Below are 18,411 nucleotides of genomic sequence, written 5' to 3' on the forward strand. Positions count from 1 at the left end.
ATATCTCAGAAAAACCAGCGTTTTTAAAATAAGAATTATCGACGATAACTAATTTAAAACCAACCATTATGAAAAACAAAATGAAATTTTTAGCAGTTTTAGGTGTTTTAGGAATTTTTATTTCATTTTCCTTCAGTTCATTGAATACTAAAAAAATAATAGTTATTGATGCGGGACATGGAGGAGAAGATTTTGGTGCACAATTTGGTGATGCTCAAGAAAAGAAAATAGTTGAAAGTATTGCGAACAAAATAAGTCAACTAAATAGTAAAGGCGATACTGAAATTATTCTGCTAAGAGAAGATGATAGTTTTATTGAATTAAGCGAAAGAGTCAATAAAATAAACAAAATAAATCCCAGTTTATTAATTTCTATTCATATAAATGCTTCTAAAAATTCAAACGAAAATGGAGTAAACGCTTATGTTTCGAAAGAAAATGATTTTTACAAAAAGTCAGTTAAAAACGCTAAAGATTTGATTGAAAAAATTTCGAATGACAAATTAGCAAAAGGGGAAGTTAAAGATTCAAACTTATTTTTAACTAAAAAATCAAAATGCCCAGCATTGGTATTAGAAGTTGGCTATTTATCAAATGAAAAAGACAGAAGCTATATTACAAGCGAAAATGGACAAAATGAAATTGCGAATAAAATATATGAATTCATAAAAAAATAAAAGCCTATCTATCGTAGCTTCCTAACCTCGTTTAAAAGTCTTTAAACGAGGTTTTCTTTTGCAATTTCCACACAAGTTTTAATTTCAATTATTAACCGGATTCACAAAAAACAAACATAAATTTGCGTAGTCAAATGACTTCATATATATTTGTAGTCAAATAACTTCATATTGTGAATTTAAGACGAGACGTATTTCAAGCCATTGCAGATCCAACAAGACGAGCAATACTACTGATGGTAACTTCACAAGCCATGACAGCGGGAGCGATAGCTTCAAACTTTGATACAGCAAGACCAACTGTTTCAAAACATTTGCAAATACTAACTGAATGCGAATTGCTAAGACAAGAGCAAAACGGAAGAGAAATTTTCTATCACCTCAATGCAACAAAAATGAAAGAAGTAGCCGATTTCATAGAGCCGTTCCGTAAAATTTGGGATGATCGATTTAATAAACTCGAAGATTTAATGAAAAACTATAAAAAGAAATAATATATGGAGTCAAAAACGAAAGTCAATGCACAAGACGACAAACAGGAATTAATAATCACAAGAAAATTTGACCTGCCATTGGAACTACTTTTTAAAGCCTACGAAGAACCTGAGCTTTTTGAGCAATGGATGGGAACTAAAGTATTAAAAATGGAAAACAAAAAACATGGCGCTTATGCTTTTGAAACCTCACATGAAGGCAATGTCGTGTTTAAAGCAAATGGAACAATACATGAATTTGTCCCGAACCAAAAAATCACGAGAACATTTGAAATGGAAAATACACCATTCCCAGTTCAATTGGAATTTCTTGAATTCGAAAAAATAACAGACAACACCAGTAAACTTACTATGCAAATCGTTTTTAAATCTGTTGAACACAGAAATCAATTGCTCCAAATGCCATTTGCGCAAGGCATAAATATGGCTCACAACAGGTTACAAGACATCATTAACAAATTAAAATAAATTTATCATGACAAAAAGAATTAAAATTACCTATTGGGTTGCTACCCTTTGGTTATCATTGGGAATGGTTTCTACTGCTATTGTACAGCTTATAAAAATGAAAGAAGAAGTCACTAAAACCTCTATAACTTTGGGATATCCACTCTATTTTTTAACCATCATTGGCGTATGGAAATTATTGGGAGTTATAGCTATCCTCATACCTAAATTTCCTTTGCTTAAAGAATGGGCATATGCCGGCTTCTTTTTTGCAATGACCGGAGCAATAGTTTCACATTTGGCAGTTGGAGATGAACTAAAAGAATATTTCGGACCAACATTATTGCTAATCCTAATAATTGTTTCTTGGTATTTTAGACCTAATGACAGAAAAATCGGTTTACAAAACTGATGAAATCTAACTTTTTAGAATTAACCTCTTTTAAAGCAATTTGAAAGAGGTTCTTTTTTTTGTCTTTCTTTTAATTGTAACCAAAATCCAATATATTTACATACAACATAATAAAGAATTTCAGCAAAATTGTTTTTCAAAACAACCAATAATGACTCACAGAGAAAAAATAAATCAAGCGATAACTCAATTTGTTAAAGGTGGAGATACTAGTGATTTCCAATTACTAGACAAAGTATTTCATCATGATTTTAGAGTTACCAATAATGGTTTTATGGGAACGCCCGGAGTTACTATTATTGACAAACAAAAATACTTATCAAATATCAAAGAGGGTATTTTTGGCGGATTACCCAGAACTATGATTATTGAAAGTATAGACGAAAGTGATACAATTGCAATGGTAAAACTACGTTTAGAAAGTTCAGAAAATCATTTTATTTCATACAACTCACTCATTTTAGACACTGATGATGAATGGAAACTCATCAATAATCTAGCTGTGGTTGAACCAAAAAAGTAAGCCTTAAATATTTTACTAAAATTATGTCATCACAAAACTCTCCTTCAAAATCATTTTATTCATTGTGCAGGATTGTACTGTTTTATATTTTGAGTGTTGTAATCTTTGCTATTATTTCCGGATTAAGCAAAAATTTTCATCTAGCCGATTATCTGTCCATTTTAGTCACATCAGTCATAACCTTTTTCTTAGTCTTATTGTTTTCTAAATGGGACAAACTCACTTTAGCTGATATAGGATTGAAAATTCAAAATACAAGCTTACTAAGGTTTATGAGTGGCTTTGGAATTGGTATTTTATTGGTAATCATACAAGCTGCCATTGCTTCGACTTTTGCTGAAATACAATTCACTTTATCTGCAGATGTTCCAGTCATGAGCATCATTTCTTCTTTAGCTCTTTATTTTGTTGTTGCATTAAGAGAAGAACTCGTTTTTCGTTCCTACGCATTACGAAATTTATCCAATTCGACAAATCCAATCTTCGCTTTAATATTTATAACCATAATCTTTATACTTGAACATGTAATTTCCGGAATGTCATGGAAAATGTCAATTATAGGAAGTGGACTTGGAGGAATTCTATTTGGTTTAGCTGCCCTTAAAACAAAAGGATTAGCATTGCCACTGGGAATTCATTTTTCATGGAATTTTACACAATGGATGTTAGGTTTTAAGAACAACACTGGCATCTGGAAAGAAGTAGTTAAAAAAGGTCACGAAGCTCATGCCGAAAATATTGCCTTGATCGGTTTTGTCATCGCTATGTTTATTGGAATCAGTGTCATACTTATAATTTATAAAAAACAAAAAATATAAATAATTATCGCCTATCTACTTATTTGTCAACAACTAACAATCAATTACTATTTCGAAAACAACGTATGACAATAGCTGTATTACTTTTTGATGATTTTGAAACTTTAGATGTATTTGGCCCGGTTGAAATATTTGGAAGACTTGTTGATCTATACTCCATCAAATTCTATTCGCTTAATGGCGGACAAATAAAAAACAGACACGGAGTTTCTGTTTTAACTGAAAAGTTAGATACAATTAATAGCTCCTTGGAAATTTTCCTGATTCCCGGTGGATTAGGAACACGAACAGAAGTTAACAACAAATTACTCATCCACAAAATCAAAGAAATAGCAGACTTTAGCAAATATGTATTAACTATCTGCACAGGAAGTGCTTTATTAGCAAAAACGGGTTTATTGGATAACAAAAATGCGACATCTAACAAAAGGGCTTTTGCCTGGGTAACAACTAATGGAATCAATGTAATTTGGAACAAAAAAGCCAGATGGACTGTAGACGCAAAGTTCTACACTTCCTCAGGTGTAAGTGCAGGAATGGATATGTCTCTTGGCTTTTTGAGTGACCGCCATGGAATTGATTTTGCCCGAAAGGTCGCATTCGAAATTGAATACAATTGGGTAGAAGATAAAGATAGTGACAGTTTCAAAGCTGTGTAAAACAACATTTTTCAAAATTTCAACTCGATTGACAAGAAGACAGAAGCTTATGATTTTGTCTTAAATTATAACGCCAAAACAAGTAATTTCTTTAAATTTGATTCAAATAATATATAAAAAAATACCATGGGACTATTTAATGCCATTATGGGCAATGCTTCAGAAGTAAATATTGAAAATCTTTCGAAAGAATTTGAACCTTTATTGATTGAGGGCGAAAAAATCGAAAGAGGGTATAAAGTAATTAAGGATATGTTTGTTTTTACCAATAAAAGAATGATTTTGGTAGAAAAACAATTGGTAGGAAGTAAAGTGGATTATCTTTCGATTCCTTATTCTTCTATTAAAAAATTCTCCAAAGAAAGTGCAGGAATTCTAGATATGGATGCCGAATTAAAAATTTGGCTAACTGGTGAATCTGAACCAATTTCCAAACAATTTGGCAAAAGTGGCAACAACATCAATGAAGTATATCAAATCTTGAGTCAGCATATTTTAAAATAAGTATTAAGAAGTGAGTATTGAGTATTAAGATTTTTTTTGTGCAAGCTGAATAAATCTTAATACTTGATACTTTTAAAAACCTACATTCTATGAAAATAATCATACGCACTTTTAAGCTTCAACTCAAGCACACTTTCACGATTTCGAGAGAGTCTCATGATATACAGCCAACACTGATTGTTGAATTGCAAAGTGATGGTTTTTCGGGTTTTGGTGAAGCAACTTCAAATCCATATTACAATATCACAGTGGATAGCATGAGGGCAAATTTGGAATCAATAATTCCGTTCATAGAATCTCATAATGACGAAACTCCAGAGGAATTCTGGGATAGTGCTCATGCATTATTGAAACATGATATGTTTGCATTGTGTGCGTTGGATATGGCTTATAATGATTTGTACGCCAAGAAAAAAGGCAAAAAATTATATGAACTTTGGGGCAACTCTCCTTTACACAACCCTAAAACCGATTATACTATCGGGATTGACAAAATTGATAAAATGGTGATGAAGCTGAAAGAAATGCCTTGGCCAATTTATAAAATCAAATTGGGCACCAAAGACGACATTGCTATTGTTACTGAATTGCGTAAACATACCGATGCCCGTTTTCGAATTGATGCCAATTGCAGTTGGACAGTTTCGGAAACAATTAACAATGCAATTGCCTTGAAAAAATTAGGAGTTGAATTTCTGGAACAACCGATGAAAGCGGACCAATGGGCAGCACATAAAGAGGTTTTTAAACATTCTGTTTTGCCAATCATTGCAGATGAAAGCTGTATAGTTGAGGAAGATGTTGCCAAATGTCACAACCATTTTCACGGAGTAAACATAAAACTGGTTAAATGTGGCGGACTCACTCCTGCCCGAAGAATGATTGCCGAAGCCAAACAACTTGGCATGAAAACAATGGTAGGTTGTATGACAGAATCTACAATCGGAATTTCGGCCATTGCACATTTATTGCCTGAGTTGGATTATGTAGATATGGATGGTGCTTTGTTATTGTCTGAAGATATTGCCACAGGCGTTACAATTACTGATGGAATAATTCATTACGCTGATGGAAATGGAATAGGTGCCGAATTAATAAAACACTAAACCAAATGCAAGTAAACGAGATTCCCAACAGAACGTTTTACAAAGACGGAGAAGAATTTTTATACTTCGGCGGAACCAATTATCTTGGAGTGACAACCCTGCCTGAGTTTCAAAAAATACTGTTGGCTGCATTTCAAAAATGGGGAACAAGCTATGGAAGCTCCCGTTCGGCTAATATTCAATTGGAGATTTACGAAATAGCAGAAAACCTTCTTACCCAACAAATCGGAACAGAGGCAGTCGTTACGGTTTCATCCGGTATGTTGGCTGGAAAACTGGCTTTGGAACAATTAGAACATACAAGCGACTTGGTTTTTCATTTTCCCAATACCCATCCTGCATTACTTCATCCTTTTTCATTACCGTTAATTCAAAACGGAAAATTAAATCCTTTTCTTTTTGATGTAACTGTTTCAAAAATTGGAATTGTTGCCGATGCCATTCCTTCTTTGGAAGTTACTCCAATTAATTTGGACATCTTAAAAGATATTCCAAACGACAAAGAAATCACTTTACTACTAGATGAATCACACAGTATCGGAATTTTGGGCAGCAAAGGACAAGGCGTTTTGAAGCAATACGAACTTCCAAATGTTCGCTGTAAAATAAGTATTGCATCCCTTGGAAAAGCCATGGGACTTTCAGGCGGAATAATTGCTGGAGATTTCCAATTTATAAACGAAATAAAAAAACAGCGGAATTTTGTTGGAGCTTCCGGAATGAATCCTGCTTTTTTGGAGACCTTTGTTAACGCACAATCTATCTATAAAAAACAAAGACAGCAACTTAAAAACAATTTAAATTATGTTGCCAATAATTTAATTCCGAACAGTTGCTTTACTTTTAACGAAGAATATCCAGCGATTTACTTTGATAATGACGAACTGCTCCAATTACTTTTAGAAAACAATATTATCCCAACTTCCTTCCCCTATCCTACCGCATCAGGAAAATTAAGCCGAATTGTAATCAGTGCTCATCATACAGAAACCGACTTGAACAAAATGATTCAACAACTAAATATTTTTACGCAAATGGATTCAGGATTAGAAGGAGACATCCGATTTACGCTATAGCCAAAAAACATAACTTCTAAAGATGGGAATCAATTAAAGTTTCATTTATTTTTTTATAACAAAAACCAATATTCTTATTGTATTTACAACTCAAAAACAGGTAATTCTTAATAAATCAAAACAAACTGATATAATTCACACATACAATCTTCAAAATTCAAGCCTAAAAAATATCTTAAATTAAATTATTGTTACTTTTTAATGATTTTTACATCACCCCCTAAAATTATAGTGGGGTCAAAATACAAAATTGATAAAAATGAATATCAAACACCCTAATTGGAAGGGTAATTAAAATGATTTTTTATTTTTGCATAAAAAAAATAAAAATATAAACTAAAATGCGGAAAATAGTTTTAAGTGTGATTCTTGTCACCGTTCTGGTGCTATCCTATTGCTCAAATTTCTTTTTAACAAAAAATCCAACAAACCCTACTGAAATTGCAAAATTCGATACTGGAGATATAGCATGGATGCTTGTATCTTCGGCATTAGTATTATTAATGACACCGGGATTAGGTTTCTTTTACGGTGGTATGGTCGGAAAGAAAAACGTAATCAGCACCATGCTTCAAAGTTTCATGGCAATGATTATAGTAACCGTTTTATGGGTACTTATTGCTTTCGGACTATCATTTGGACCTTCAATTGGAGGAGTAATAGGAAATCCTTTGCCTAACATCTTTTTTCAAGGAGTAGGTTTTGGTACTTCATGGAAACTGGCACCAACAATCCCTTTTTTACTTTTTGCACTATTCCAGGCTAAATTTGCCATCATAACTCCCGCAATTGTAACTGGAGCTTTCGCAGAACGTATTCGTTTTTGGGCGTACCTATTATTTATGGTATTGTTCATTTTATTTGTTTACACCCCTTTATGCCATATGACTTGGCATCCTGATGGATTATTATACAATTTTGGAGTATTGGATTTTGCCGGAGGAACTGTAGTACACATGAGCGCAGGATGGGCAGCTCTTGCCGGAGCAATGTTCCTTGGAAGAAGAAAAGTACCAAAATGCAATCCTGCCCGTATTACATACGTATTATTAGGAACCGGTTTATTATGGTTCGGATGGTTTGGGTTTAACGCCGGTTCTGCAATGGGAGCCAATGGCATTGCAAGTCAGGCACTTGGAACAACAACTGTAGCTGCCGCAGCTGCCTCAATGGCATGGGTATTTATTGATAAAATTATGGGGCATAAACTTTCAGCAATGGGAGCTTGTATTGGAGCTGTAGTTGGATTGGTAACAATTACTCCTGCTGCAGGATTTGTCAGCATACCTCACGCAATAACCATTGGAATCTTGGGAAGTATTGTTAGCAATGTTATGGTTAGCAAATTTCCAAAAGGAAAAATCGATGATGCTTTAGATGTATTTGCCTGCCACGGCGTTGGTGGAATGGTTGGAATGTTATTGACCGGAGTTTTTGCTTCCAAAGATATCAATCCCGCTGTAGTCAATCAAGGACTTGCTTTTGGAGAAACCACATTATTTATTCATCAATTGATTGCTTTAATCGGAGTTTCCATTTTTGCATTTGTTACATCTTATTTCCTTTTTTATATAGTTAATAAAATAACACCCCTAAGAGTCTCTGAAGAAAAAGAACATCTTGGACTGGATATTTCACAACACGGAGAATATCTATAGAACACTTTCAATTCACAAATCAAACACCCACTCGCGGGTGTTTTTTTTTGCCTAAAACTCACCTATCCCTAAATTCTTTCCAACCAGATATTGCAACGCTATTTATCACAAATAAAAAACAAATTTTAAAAAGAAACAATCAGTTATAAATCCCCGCAAAAAACTCAAATACCAACAAATCATTACATAATTTGTAAATATTACATTTATTTTTAATAAATTTAACAAAACGATTCAAAATGAGAACGATACCCAAATCCTCAAAGAGACATCTGCAACCACAAAAACCTCCTTAGGCAACTAAACACAAGTCCTAAATATAAAATCAACAGTGAATAAAATTTTAAGTAATCGTTAACAAAAAGACCGCTCATCTGCCAAAATATCCGATAATTCAGCAAATAATACATTAATTTAAAAATAAAACTTAAAGAAAACTTAAAACTTTATTGACACATTCTATTTTTTAGCTTCAAAAAATAAATACCCCTCAAAACAGATAGGTCGTAAATCAGATTTTCGTAAAAATAACCAAGATACCCCATAATTTTTGGAGGGTATGCAATGATTTAATACTTTTATAAAAAATTAAAAAACTAAAAACTATGCGAAAAATTATTTTAAGTGTGATACTAATCACAATCCTAGTATTATCAATTTTTTCAATTCATTTTCTTGCTGAATCACCAAAGTTAGGAGCTCACGTTGTTGAATTAAAATTAGACACTGGAGATACGGCTTGGATGATAGTTGCCACTGCCCTTGTATTATTAATGACCCCGGGTCTTGGATTCTTTTATGGTGGAATGGTAGGCAAAAAGAACGTCATTAGTACCATGTTACAAAGCTATATGGCTATGGTTATCGTAACCATCTTATGGGTTTTAATTGGTTTTGGTCTTTGTTTTGGACCTTCAATCGGAGGTTTTATAGGTGACCCTAGCTCAAATTTATTTTTCAATGGAGTAAACGCTAACTCAGCTTGGGAATTGGCTCCAACTATTCCTTTTATTCTATTTGCTTTATTCCAAGCAAAATTTGCCATCATCACTCCTGCTTTAGTAACTGGAGCATTTGCTGAAAGAGTTCGTTTTTGGGCTTACTTATTATTCATGGTATTATTCATATTATTTGTATACGCTCCATTATGTCACATGACTTGGCATCCTGATGGAATGTTCTTCAAATGGGGAGTATTAGATTTTGCTGGTGGAACTGTAGTACACATGAGTGCTGGTTGGGCTGCATTGGCAGGAGCTATCTTCTTAGGAAAAAGAAAAGTTCAAAAAACAAACCCAGCTCGTATTACTTATGTATTATTAGGAACTGGTTTATTATGGTTCGGATGGTTTGGTTTCAATGCCGGATCTGCTGTAGGTTCTGGAAGCCTTGCTGCTCAAGCTTTGGGAACTACTACTGTTGCTGCTGCCGCCGCTGCAATGGGATGGGTATTCCTTGATAAAATTATGGGACACAAACTTTCAGCAATGGGAGCTTCAATCGGAGCTGTAGTTGGACTGGTTGCTATTACTCCAGCTGCTGGATTCGTAAGTATTCCTCACGCTATCGCAATTGGTATCATCGCTAGTATCGTTAGTAACCTTGCCGTTAGCAAATTCCCTAAAGGAAAAATCGACGATGCTTTGGACGTATTTGCTTGCCACGGTATAGGTGGTATGGTTGGTATGCTTCTAACAGGTGTATTTGCATCAAAAGCAATTAATCCAATCGTTGGTGACAACCAAGGTTTAATTTTTGGTGACGCCACTTTATTCTTAATTCAATTAAAAGCTTTAGTTTTAGTTTCGATATTTGCTTTCACAGTTTCTTATGTTTTGTTCTTTATCGTTAACAAAATCACTCCTTTAAGAGTTACTGAAGAAAGAGAAGAACTTGGATTAGACATCTCTCAACACGGAGAATACTTGTAAGACTCAATTTCCAAATACAAAAAAAAACACTCTAGATTCATTTCTAGAGTGTTTTTTTTTCATCAATTATCTATCCAAAATATATGATGTCTTTAACAGAAAGTAAGTCATTATATTCTTAAATTTATTATCCTTTTTACAATCCAATTTTTTTTTCAATCCACGCCATTTCTCAGCTCTAAATCTTATTGTCCAGAATAATAATTATAACCAAAAAAATAATACTATTATGGAATTAGAAATTGAACAAATCAGAGACCAACAGAAAGAAACATGGAATAAATTTTCTCCCGGTTGGAAAAAATGGGACGAACTCACAATGGATTTCCTAAAACCAATGGGAGATGAAATAATTAAACTGCTCAACCCAAAAAGTGACGCTATCGTTCTGGATGTCGCTGCCGGCACCGGGGAACCTGGATTGACTATTGCTTCTCATTTAAACGGAGGAAAAGTCATTTCTACAGACTTAGCCGAAGGTATGCTCGAAGTAGCACAGGAAAACGCAAAAAAGAGGGGCATCAAGAATTTCGAAACTATCGTTTGTGATGTTTGTGAACTACCCTTTGAAGATAATACTTTTGATGCTGTTAGTTGTCGTTTCGGATTCATGTTCTTTCCTGATATGGAATTAGCTATAAAAGAAATGAAACGCGTCCTTAAACCCGGAGGCAAAATAGCAACTGCCGTTTGGAACATCCCGGATAAAAATTTCTGGATTACAGCAACTATGGAAACCATAAGTAAAAATATAGAAATAACTCCTCCTCCACCTAGAGCTCCCGGAATGTTTCGCTGCGCAAAAGAAGGTTTTATGACTGATTTATTCTCACAAGCTGGCCTAAAAAACGTTTCAGCAAAAGAAGTCACAGGAAAATTAAATTGCAAAACTACTGACGTTTATTGGAGCCTAATGAATGAGGTTGCCGCTCCCGTTGTTGCTGCGCTTAGTAAAGCCGATGAAGCATTAAAACAAAAAATAAAAACCGAAGTATATTCATTAGTGAATGAAAGATATCCTGAAGGCGCAGTTGCTATAGATTCCAGTGCACTTGTAATTTATGGAGAAAAATAGCACCTCAAAAAGAATCAAAATTAAATCAAACAACTCTTAAAACAACAAATCATAAACAAGCACATCGCTTAAAAAAGCAAACCATGACATCTATACAAATTACCTTAACCATACTTATTTTATTATTTATAGGAGGCATTCGTATCGCCCAAGAATATCAACGTGCAGTAGTGTTTAGACTTGGTCGTTTCAAAAACATAAAAGGTCCAGGGATTTATTGGATTATTCCTTTTATAGAGAGACAACAACGGGTAGACATTCGAACAAAAACTGTCGATCTGGAACAACAGGAAACCATTACAAAAGACAGCGTAACCATTAAGGTTAACGCCGTGCTTTGGTTTAAAATAACGAGTCCTGAAAATGCAATTATCAAAGTGGCCGACTATAACAAAGCTGTTTATCAATTTTCTGTCACTGCATTACGAAATATTATCGGGCAACATTCTCTTGATGAAGTATTGCGAGAAAGAGAACAAATCAATGGGACGCTTCAAAAAATTGTTGACTCGGCGACCGAGCCATGGGGAATTAAAATAGAGATGGTAGAGATGAAAGATGTCGAAATTCCAGAAGCAATGCAAAGAGCCATGGCACGTGAAGCAGAAGCCATAAGAGAAAAAAGAGCACGTATTGTAAAAGCGGAAGCCGAACTAGAAGCATCCATAAAACTAACCCAAGGAGCAAAAAAAATGGAAGAAAGCCCAATTGCACTCGAATTAAGACGTATGCAAATGCTGGCGGAAATAGGGATAGACAATAATACGACTACTGTAATCCTCATCCCATCAGACTTCACAAACGCCGCAAAAAGTTTAACAAAACTGGTTGATGAAAATAAATTGAACAAACCTTAAGCTATATGGAAACTCATGTTGTAAAAATATTAAAAGCATTTTACATCAACCACGATGTAAAATGCTTTGTAACAGAAAAACCCTCTGGGTACGATTTCATACCTGGGCAAGCTACTGATGTTTCCATAAACCTTCCTGAATGGGAGGATAAATTACGTCCTTTTACTTTTACTAATTTAAAGGAACAAAATTATCTCGAATTCATGATTAAGATTTACAAAGATCACGAAGGGGTTACTAATAAATTAGGTAGTATCAATGCGGGAAGCGAATTAATTCTCCATGATGTTTTTGGAGCTATTCAATACAAAGAAAAAGGAACTTTTATAGCAGGAGGAGCTGGTATTACCCCATTCATTTCCATCTTTCGTGATTTGTACAAAAAACAAGAAATACATGGAAACAAACTCATTTTTAGCAATAAAACAGCAGAAGATGTAATCATGCCCGAAGAATTACAAAAAATGCTGAAGAAAGACTTCTTAAACGTATTTACACGAGAAAATGTCATTGGTTTTCAAGAAAAAAGAATCGACCGAAATTTCCTAATTGACACCATTGCCGATTTCAGTCAAAACTTTTATGTATGCGGCCCCTCAGATTTTGTAAAAAACATTACAAACCATCTATTCGATCTTGGCGCAAATGTGGATACAGTAGTTTTTGAAAAATAATTTCCTTAGATTATTACAAAACAACAAAGCCATCACATATTGCGATGGCTTTATTGCTTCAATTATATTAAATCCTTTTATTTTTTAATCACATTTACTGCTTTCTGATTTTCTCCTTGACGAACTAAAACTAGGTATTCTCCAGCAGGTAAATCCTCACCAAACAGAATAGTTTTCTCATTGCTTTTTTCTATTCTTTTAATTAGTCTAGCCGACATATTATAAACTAAAACTTCCACTTTTTCATTACTTCCACTTGTTACTGCTAATGAAAACTGATAATTGGATGGATTAGGATAAGCAATAACATTAAATTCGACAATCTCATCAGCTGTATCCTCTATAAGTGTTTTACCCGTTCCCAAATGTTTCGCATTTGCAACTGGAGGCAAACAGTTATTGGTACATTTTCCTAAAAAATCCCCATGATTAAGGTGCTCCTGCACAGCTGATTGATCAACGCAAATCTCCATACAAGGATTCTTAGCACTTCCTGTTTTATGACAAAGAGTAACTTTCTCTACGCCGCTTTTACCCGCAAAACAGCGTGCATCTTCAGCATCAACCCTAGCAGCCGATTCAACTGGTATTGTATAAGAACACCCATTAGCATCTGTCACTGTTGCAACAAATCGTGCATCTGTAAGCAAAGTAGCATTAACAGAATAACTACCCCCCATCGATATATTCGCATTTGAAGTAGAAGTTGGCTGATTGTCACAACTATTGCCTGTTGTACTATTCGTATTAGCTCCGGGAATCCAAACTTCATCTCCCGCAGCATTGATATAATCACATATTAACTTACCATCTACTCGTTCTTTTATACGACCTGGCAATACAGTCTGTGGATTTACCATAGTAATAGAAACTCTGTAAGGTGCTTGTCCCCCTGTCGGTTTTACTGTAATAGTTGCAGTATCACCACCCGAAAAACCAAAATAAAGATTAGATTTATTGGTCGCAATTGTTGCCGATAAAGTAGAATTAATAATTATAATTGCTGTTGATGACGAACCATTATAATTAGAATTACCAACAAATGTCGCAGTCGCGGTATAAGTTCCTGGAGCCGAAGGCGCAGTAGCAGAATTATAAGCTCCTGCACAATTTGTTCCAACATAACTAAAAGTAAATGGAGTTACAATATGATCTCCTTCGACACCAACAGCATACGCTGTCACTGCATGTGCAATATTATCAAAATTAAAAGTGCCACCTCCTGTCACACTAACTGTTGTATTGGCTTTGCTTATCGCAATAGTAACGCTACCTGATTGATCGTTATAATTTGTTCCTCCTGTAAATGTCCAGTTGGCTGTTCCGCCGGGAACATTGGTAAATGAAGAACCTAGGTTCAAAGTGCTGCCCGTTGCAGAAAGGTCTCCTGCAACTCCAACAGCCGAACCTGTTGCTCCATGCGCGGCAGCATCATAAACACCTGTATACCCCGTTACTGTTACAACCGCATTGGCTTTGTTGATCGTAATGTCAACAGTTCCACTTTGTGGTGCATAGTTGTTGTTTGCAAATGACCATCCAACTGTACCTCCCGGATAATTGGTATATGTTGTTGGAGCAATAGTTACAGAAGATGAAAGATCTGCATCGGCAACGCCTGTGGCTGAAACCAAGCTCGCACCGTGCGCGGTTGCATCGTATGTTCCGACATATCCGTTGACAACAATATTGGCTGTGGCTTGGCTGATTACAATCGCTGCACTTCCGCTCTGGTCGTTATAATTTGTTCCTCCTGTAAATATCCAGTTGGCCGTTCCCCCGGGAACATTGGTAAATGAAGAACCAAGGTTCAAAGTGCTGCCCGTTGCAGAAAGGTCTCCGGCAACTCCAACAGCCGTACCTGTTGCTCCATGCGCAGCAGCATCATAAACACCTGTATAACCGTTTACTGTTACAACCGCATTGGCTTTGTTGATCGTAATGTCAACAGTTCCACTTTGTGGTGCATAGTTGTTGTTTGCAAATGACCATCCAACTGTACCTCCCGGATAATTGGTATATGTTGTTGGAACAATAGTTACAGAAGATGAAAGATCTGCATCGGCAACGCCTGTGGCTGAAACCAAGCTCGCACCGTGCGCGGTTGCATCGTATGTTCCGGCATATCCGTTGACAACAATACTGGCTGTGGCTTTGCTTATCGCAATAGTAACGCTACCTGATTGATCGTTATAATTTGTTCCTCCTGTAAATGTCCAGTTGGCTGTTCCGCCGGGAACATTGGTAAATGAAGAACCTAGGTTCAAAGTGCTGCCCGTTGCAGAAAGGTCTCCTGCAACTCCAACAGCCGAACCTGTTGCTCCATGCGCGGCAGCATCATAAACACCTGTATAACCGTTTACTGTTACAACCGCATCGGCTTTATTGATCGTAATGTCAACACTTCCACTCTGTGGTGCATAGTTGTTGTTTGCAAATGACCATCCAACTGTACCTCCCGGATAATTGGTATATGTTGTTGGAGCAATAATTACAGAAGATGAAAGATCTGCGCTGGCAACGCCTGTGGCTGAAACCAAGCTCGCACCGTGCGCGGTTACATCGTATGTTCCGGCATATCCGTTGACAACAATACTGGCTGTGGCTTGGCTGATTACAATCGCTACACTTCCACTCTGATCGTTATAATTTGTCCCTCCGGTAAATGTCCAGTTGGCTGTTCCCCCGGGAACATTGGTAAATGAAGAACCAAGGTTCAAGGTACTGCCCGTTGCAGAAAGATCTCCTGCAACTCCAACAGCCGAACCTGTTGCTCCATGCGCGGCAGCATCATAAACACCTGTATAACCGTTTACTGTTACAACTGCATCGGCTTTATTGATTACGAAGGTTTTGCTGTCGCTACTGGTTTCATGGTTGGCGTCCCCAGCATAAGTATAACTAGCTGTAGCGGTTCCTGCATTGGTGTTGTTGGCATAATCTGCTGTTGGGGTCAAACTCAGTCCACCAACACCTGTAACACTTACTGTGGCTGGGGTTTGTGCCGATCCGCTATACGTAAACGATCCGCCAACTATGGTCACTGTCGTAGTGGAAGATGCTTTGCCGATATCAAACGTTTTACTGTCGCTGCTGCCTTCATGGTTCGCATCTCCGGCATAAGTATAACTAGCTGTAGCGGTTCCCGCATTGGTGTTATTGGCATAATCTGCTGTTGGACTCAAACTCAATCCGCCGACACCGGAAACACTAACTGTGGCTGGGGTTTGTGCCGATCCGGTATACATAAACGGTTCGCCAACTATGGTCACTGTCGTAGTGGAAGATGCTTTGCCGATATCAAACGTTTTACTGTCGCTGCTGCCTTCATGGTTCGCGTCTCCTGCATATGTATAACTAGCCGTAGCCGTGCCTGCATTCGTGTTGTTGGCATAATCTGCCGTTGGGGACAAACTCAATCCGCCAACACCTGAAACACTTACCGTGGCTGGGGTTTGTGCCGAACCGGTATACGTAAACGGTCCGCCAACTATGGTCACTGTTGTAGTGGAAGAAGCTTTGCCGATATCAAACGTTTTACTGTCGCTACTGCCTTCATGGTTCGCATCTCCAGCATATGTATAACTAGCCGTAGCCGTACCCGCATTGGTGTTGTTGGCATAATCTGCCGTTGGGGACAAACTCAATCCGCCAACACCGGAAACACTAACCGTGGCCGGGGTTTGTGCCGATCCGGTATATGCAAACGGTCCGCCAACTATACTTACTGTTGTAGTGGAAGAAGCTTTGTCGATATCAAACGTTTTACTGTCGCTGCTGCCTTCATGGTTCGCATCTCCGGCATAAGTATAACTAGCTGTAGCCGTACCCGCATTGGTGTTGTTGGCATAATCTGCCGTTGGGGACAAACTCAATCCGCCAACACCGGAAACACTAACCGTGGCCGGGGTTTGTGCCGAACCGGTATACGTAAACGGTCCGCCAACTATGGTCACTGTTGTAGTGGAAGAAGCTTTGGCGATATCAAACGTTTTACTGTCGCTGCTACCCAAATAATTGTCATCTCCGGCATAAGTATAACTAGCTGTAGCGGTTCCTGCATTGGTGTTGTTGGCATAATCTGCTGTTGGGGTCAAACTCAGTCCGCCAACACCTGTAACACTTACTGTGGCCGGGGTTTGAGCCGATCCGGTATATGTGAACGGTCCGCCAACTATACTTACCGTTGTAGTGGAAAAAGCTTTGCCGATGGTAAAAGCTAAAGGCACAGAACTAGCGCCATTATAATTAACATCACTAGCTACAGTTGCAACAACTTGATACGCCCCCGCATTAGTAGGTGGTGTTGCGCTGGCACTATAAACAGTTGGAGACACTCCTGAGTAACTATAAGTAACTACCCCTGTTGATCCAGTTACTATCGATGAAATTGGCCCTTGTGCTGAACCGTTATATATAAAAGAAGTTGTTCCTGTTGCTGTTATTGCAGATTCTGCTTTGTTGATAACAAAATTTCCTGCGGACAATCCTGTCAGTGTATTGTAATTGGCACTATCTGTTGGAACAAAACTTGCCATAACAGGGTAAGTCCCTGCAGCCGTTTGCGTAGCGGAACCTCCTGTTAAAACATTACTTACCGTTCCTGGCACAGAACTAGTAGAAATACCTACTATAGCACTTTGTCCTGAACCTGTATAACTAACTGGTGAATTATTTACAATCAATGTTGCCGTTGGTGTTGCTTTGTTGATAACAAGCGTTGCATCTATTAATTTTGTTACTCCACCTCCAACAGCTTTAACTTTAAAACTATATGTTCCTGCATTAAGTGTATTTAATGTTGAAATAGATAAATTAGATGTTTTGGAGGTTGGAGTGTTACCACTAAAGGAAACGGTGGCAGGATTAAAACTTACAAGAATAGCACCAATAGGGAGTAAATTTAAAGGATCTATTGAAAGCGTTACATCTAAATTTCCGTTCCCTGATCTATCAATTTCTATTGTATACGTTACAGTTCCACCTGTTCCATAGGTCAGACTTGTAGATTGTGGCGTAATTGATGCACTGTCAAAGTTTGAGGCATCCGTAAAAAACACCTCATAAGTATACCCTGACAATAACCCGTCAGCATTAAGCAAAAGGTTAGCTCCCAATTCATAGTCCGTGACAAACCATGAAGCGGTAAAATTACCCGAGCTATCCGCTACAACTGTCCATGGTTGATGTGGGTCAGGTGTTCCATGATCGGGAATGGGTTGCGTAAGATGATCAACCTGCAAATTAATTATTTCATTTGGATACCAGCCCGTTCCTGTAATATAAACTGTTTCTCCCGGAGCATAATCCAAATCAGCTTGATCAAGTGATACAGTCTGTCCAAAACTTGCATTTGCAAAAAACAAATTTGCAATCAAAAAAATAAACGTTAAAAATGGCGATTTAGGTAAAAGTAGTCTCATAATCTATCAGGTTTTAAAGATTAAAATATAGAATATTAGTTATGTCAATCGTAAAACATAAACCAATAGGTGGGGCT

The 18,411-nt window shown here is 36.9% G+C and carries 16 protein-coding genes; 15 read left to right on the top strand and 1 reads right to left on the bottom strand.

The features are described from left to right. Positions 1–68 precede the first annotated feature (68 nt). The 15 genes from OZP12_RS14985 to OZP12_RS15055 all read left to right on the top strand — a co-directional run bounded on the left by OZP12_RS14985 (position 69) and on the right by OZP12_RS15055 (position 12,911). Entirely contained in the window at positions 69–677 is a 609-nt protein-coding gene (locus tag OZP12_RS14985; protein ID WP_281225839.1) for an N-acetylmuramoyl-L-alanine amidase family protein, read from the top strand. Between the two features lie 173 nt (positions 678–850). Then, positions 851–1,171, top strand: coding sequence for a metalloregulator ArsR/SmtB family transcription factor (locus tag OZP12_RS14990; protein WP_281225840.1), 321 nt, complete (start codon positions 851–853; stop codon positions 1,169–1,171). A 3-nt stretch (positions 1,172–1,174) separates the two neighbouring features. Next, positions 1,175–1,639: an SRPBCC family protein gene (locus OZP12_RS14995; protein WP_281225841.1), complete on the top strand. Its 465-nt coding sequence runs from the start codon at positions 1,175–1,177 to the stop codon at positions 1,637–1,639. 7 nt (positions 1,640–1,646) lie between these two features. Further along, entirely contained in the window at positions 1,647–2,030 is a 384-nt protein-coding gene (locus tag OZP12_RS15000) for a DoxX family protein (protein ID WP_281225842.1), read from the top strand. 151 nt (positions 2,031–2,181) lie between these two features. Next, positions 2,182–2,553 carry a nuclear transport factor 2 family protein gene (locus tag OZP12_RS15005; protein WP_281225843.1) on the top strand — a complete coding sequence of 124 codons (372 nt, stop codon included), beginning with the start codon at positions 2,182–2,184 and terminating at the stop codon, positions 2,551–2,553. A gap of 23 nt (positions 2,554–2,576) precedes the next feature. Continuing rightward, positions 2,577–3,371: a CPBP family intramembrane glutamic endopeptidase gene (locus OZP12_RS15010; RefSeq protein ID WP_281225844.1), complete on the top strand. Its 795-nt coding sequence runs from the start codon at positions 2,577–2,579 to the stop codon at positions 3,369–3,371. A 65-nt stretch (positions 3,372–3,436) separates the two neighbouring features. After that, positions 3,437–4,030 (top strand): DJ-1/PfpI family protein, encoded by a 594-nt coding sequence (locus OZP12_RS15015; RefSeq protein ID WP_281225845.1) that lies wholly within the window; start codon positions 3,437–3,439, stop codon positions 4,028–4,030. Positions 4,031–4,156: 126 nt separating this feature from the next. Beyond that, complete coding sequence (locus OZP12_RS15020) at positions 4,157–4,534, top strand: PH domain-containing protein (RefSeq protein WP_281225846.1); 378 nt, start codon at positions 4,157–4,159, stop codon at positions 4,532–4,534. Between the two features lie 89 nt (positions 4,535–4,623). Beyond that, entirely contained in the window at positions 4,624–5,640 is a 1,017-nt protein-coding gene (locus tag OZP12_RS15025; protein ID WP_281225847.1) for a dipeptide epimerase, read from the top strand. 5 nt (positions 5,641–5,645) lie between these two features. After that, positions 5,646–6,716, top strand: a complete 1,071-nt coding sequence (locus tag OZP12_RS15030) for an aminotransferase class I/II-fold pyridoxal phosphate-dependent enzyme (protein ID WP_281225848.1) — start codon at positions 5,646–5,648, stop codon at positions 6,714–6,716. 341 nt (positions 6,717–7,057) lie between these two features. Continuing rightward, positions 7,058–8,374, top strand: coding sequence for an ammonium transporter (locus OZP12_RS15035; protein ID WP_281225849.1), 1,317 nt, complete (start codon positions 7,058–7,060; stop codon positions 8,372–8,374). A 605-nt stretch (positions 8,375–8,979) separates the two neighbouring features. After that, positions 8,980–10,305: an ammonium transporter gene (locus OZP12_RS15040; protein ID WP_281225850.1), complete on the top strand. Its 1,326-nt coding sequence runs from the start codon at positions 8,980–8,982 to the stop codon at positions 10,303–10,305. A gap of 229 nt (positions 10,306–10,534) precedes the next feature. Continuing rightward, positions 10,535–11,380, top strand: a complete 846-nt coding sequence (locus OZP12_RS15045; RefSeq protein WP_281225851.1) for a class I SAM-dependent methyltransferase — start codon at positions 10,535–10,537, stop codon at positions 11,378–11,380. An 83-nt stretch (positions 11,381–11,463) separates the two neighbouring features. Then, on the top strand, positions 11,464–12,237 hold the full coding sequence (locus tag OZP12_RS15050) for a slipin family protein (protein WP_281225852.1): 774 nt from the start codon (positions 11,464–11,466) through the stop codon (positions 12,235–12,237). Between the two features lie 5 nt (positions 12,238–12,242). Then, complete coding sequence (locus tag OZP12_RS15055) at positions 12,243–12,911, top strand: FAD-binding oxidoreductase (RefSeq protein ID WP_281225853.1); 669 nt, start codon at positions 12,243–12,245, stop codon at positions 12,909–12,911. Positions 12,912–12,988: 77 nt separating this feature from the next. On the opposite strand, the gene OZP12_RS15060 is transcribed toward OZP12_RS15055, so the two are convergent. After that, on the bottom strand, positions 12,989–18,334 hold the full coding sequence (locus OZP12_RS15060) for a T9SS type A sorting domain-containing protein (RefSeq protein WP_281225854.1): 5,346 nt from the start codon (positions 18,332–18,334) through the stop codon (positions 12,989–12,991). Positions 18,335–18,411: the final 77 nt, after the last annotated feature.

This window comes from Flavobacterium aquiphilum, from assembly GCF_027111335.1.
Taxonomy (GTDB): Bacteria; Bacteroidota; Bacteroidia; order Flavobacteriales; family Flavobacteriaceae; genus Flavobacterium; species Flavobacterium aquiphilum.

Coding starts and splice junctions, on each gene's coding strand:
- OZP12_RS15025 (WP_281225847.1), top strand. CDS start 4,624: ATGAAAATAATCATACGCACTTTTAAGCTTCAACTCAAGCACACTTTC.
- OZP12_RS15005 (WP_281225843.1), top strand. CDS start 2,182: ATGACTCACAGAGAAAAAATAAATCAAGCGATAACTCAATTTGTTAAA.
- OZP12_RS15000 (WP_281225842.1), top strand. CDS start 1,647: ATGACAAAAAGAATTAAAATTACCTATTGGGTTGCTACCCTTTGGTTA.
- OZP12_RS15050 (WP_281225852.1), top strand. CDS start 11,464: ATGACATCTATACAAATTACCTTAACCATACTTATTTTATTATTTATA.
- OZP12_RS15035 (WP_281225849.1), top strand. CDS start 7,058: ATGCGGAAAATAGTTTTAAGTGTGATTCTTGTCACCGTTCTGGTGCTA.
- OZP12_RS14985 (WP_281225839.1), top strand. CDS start 69: ATGAAAAACAAAATGAAATTTTTAGCAGTTTTAGGTGTTTTAGGAATT.
- OZP12_RS15010 (WP_281225844.1), top strand. CDS start 2,577: ATGTCATCACAAAACTCTCCTTCAAAATCATTTTATTCATTGTGCAGG.
- OZP12_RS15020 (WP_281225846.1), top strand. CDS start 4,157: ATGGGACTATTTAATGCCATTATGGGCAATGCTTCAGAAGTAAATATT.
- OZP12_RS15015 (WP_281225845.1), top strand. CDS start 3,437: ATGACAATAGCTGTATTACTTTTTGATGATTTTGAAACTTTAGATGTA.
- OZP12_RS15055 (WP_281225853.1), top strand. CDS start 12,243: ATGGAAACTCATGTTGTAAAAATATTAAAAGCATTTTACATCAACCAC.
- OZP12_RS14995 (WP_281225841.1), top strand. CDS start 1,175: ATGGAGTCAAAAACGAAAGTCAATGCACAAGACGACAAACAGGAATTA.
- OZP12_RS15060 (WP_281225854.1), bottom strand. CDS start 18,334: ATGAGACTACTTTTACCTAAATCGCCATTTTTAACGTTTATTTTTTTG.
- OZP12_RS15030 (WP_281225848.1), top strand. CDS start 5,646: ATGCAAGTAAACGAGATTCCCAACAGAACGTTTTACAAAGACGGAGAA.
- OZP12_RS15045 (WP_281225851.1), top strand. CDS start 10,535: ATGGAATTAGAAATTGAACAAATCAGAGACCAACAGAAAGAAACATGG.
- OZP12_RS15040 (WP_281225850.1), top strand. CDS start 8,980: ATGCGAAAAATTATTTTAAGTGTGATACTAATCACAATCCTAGTATTA.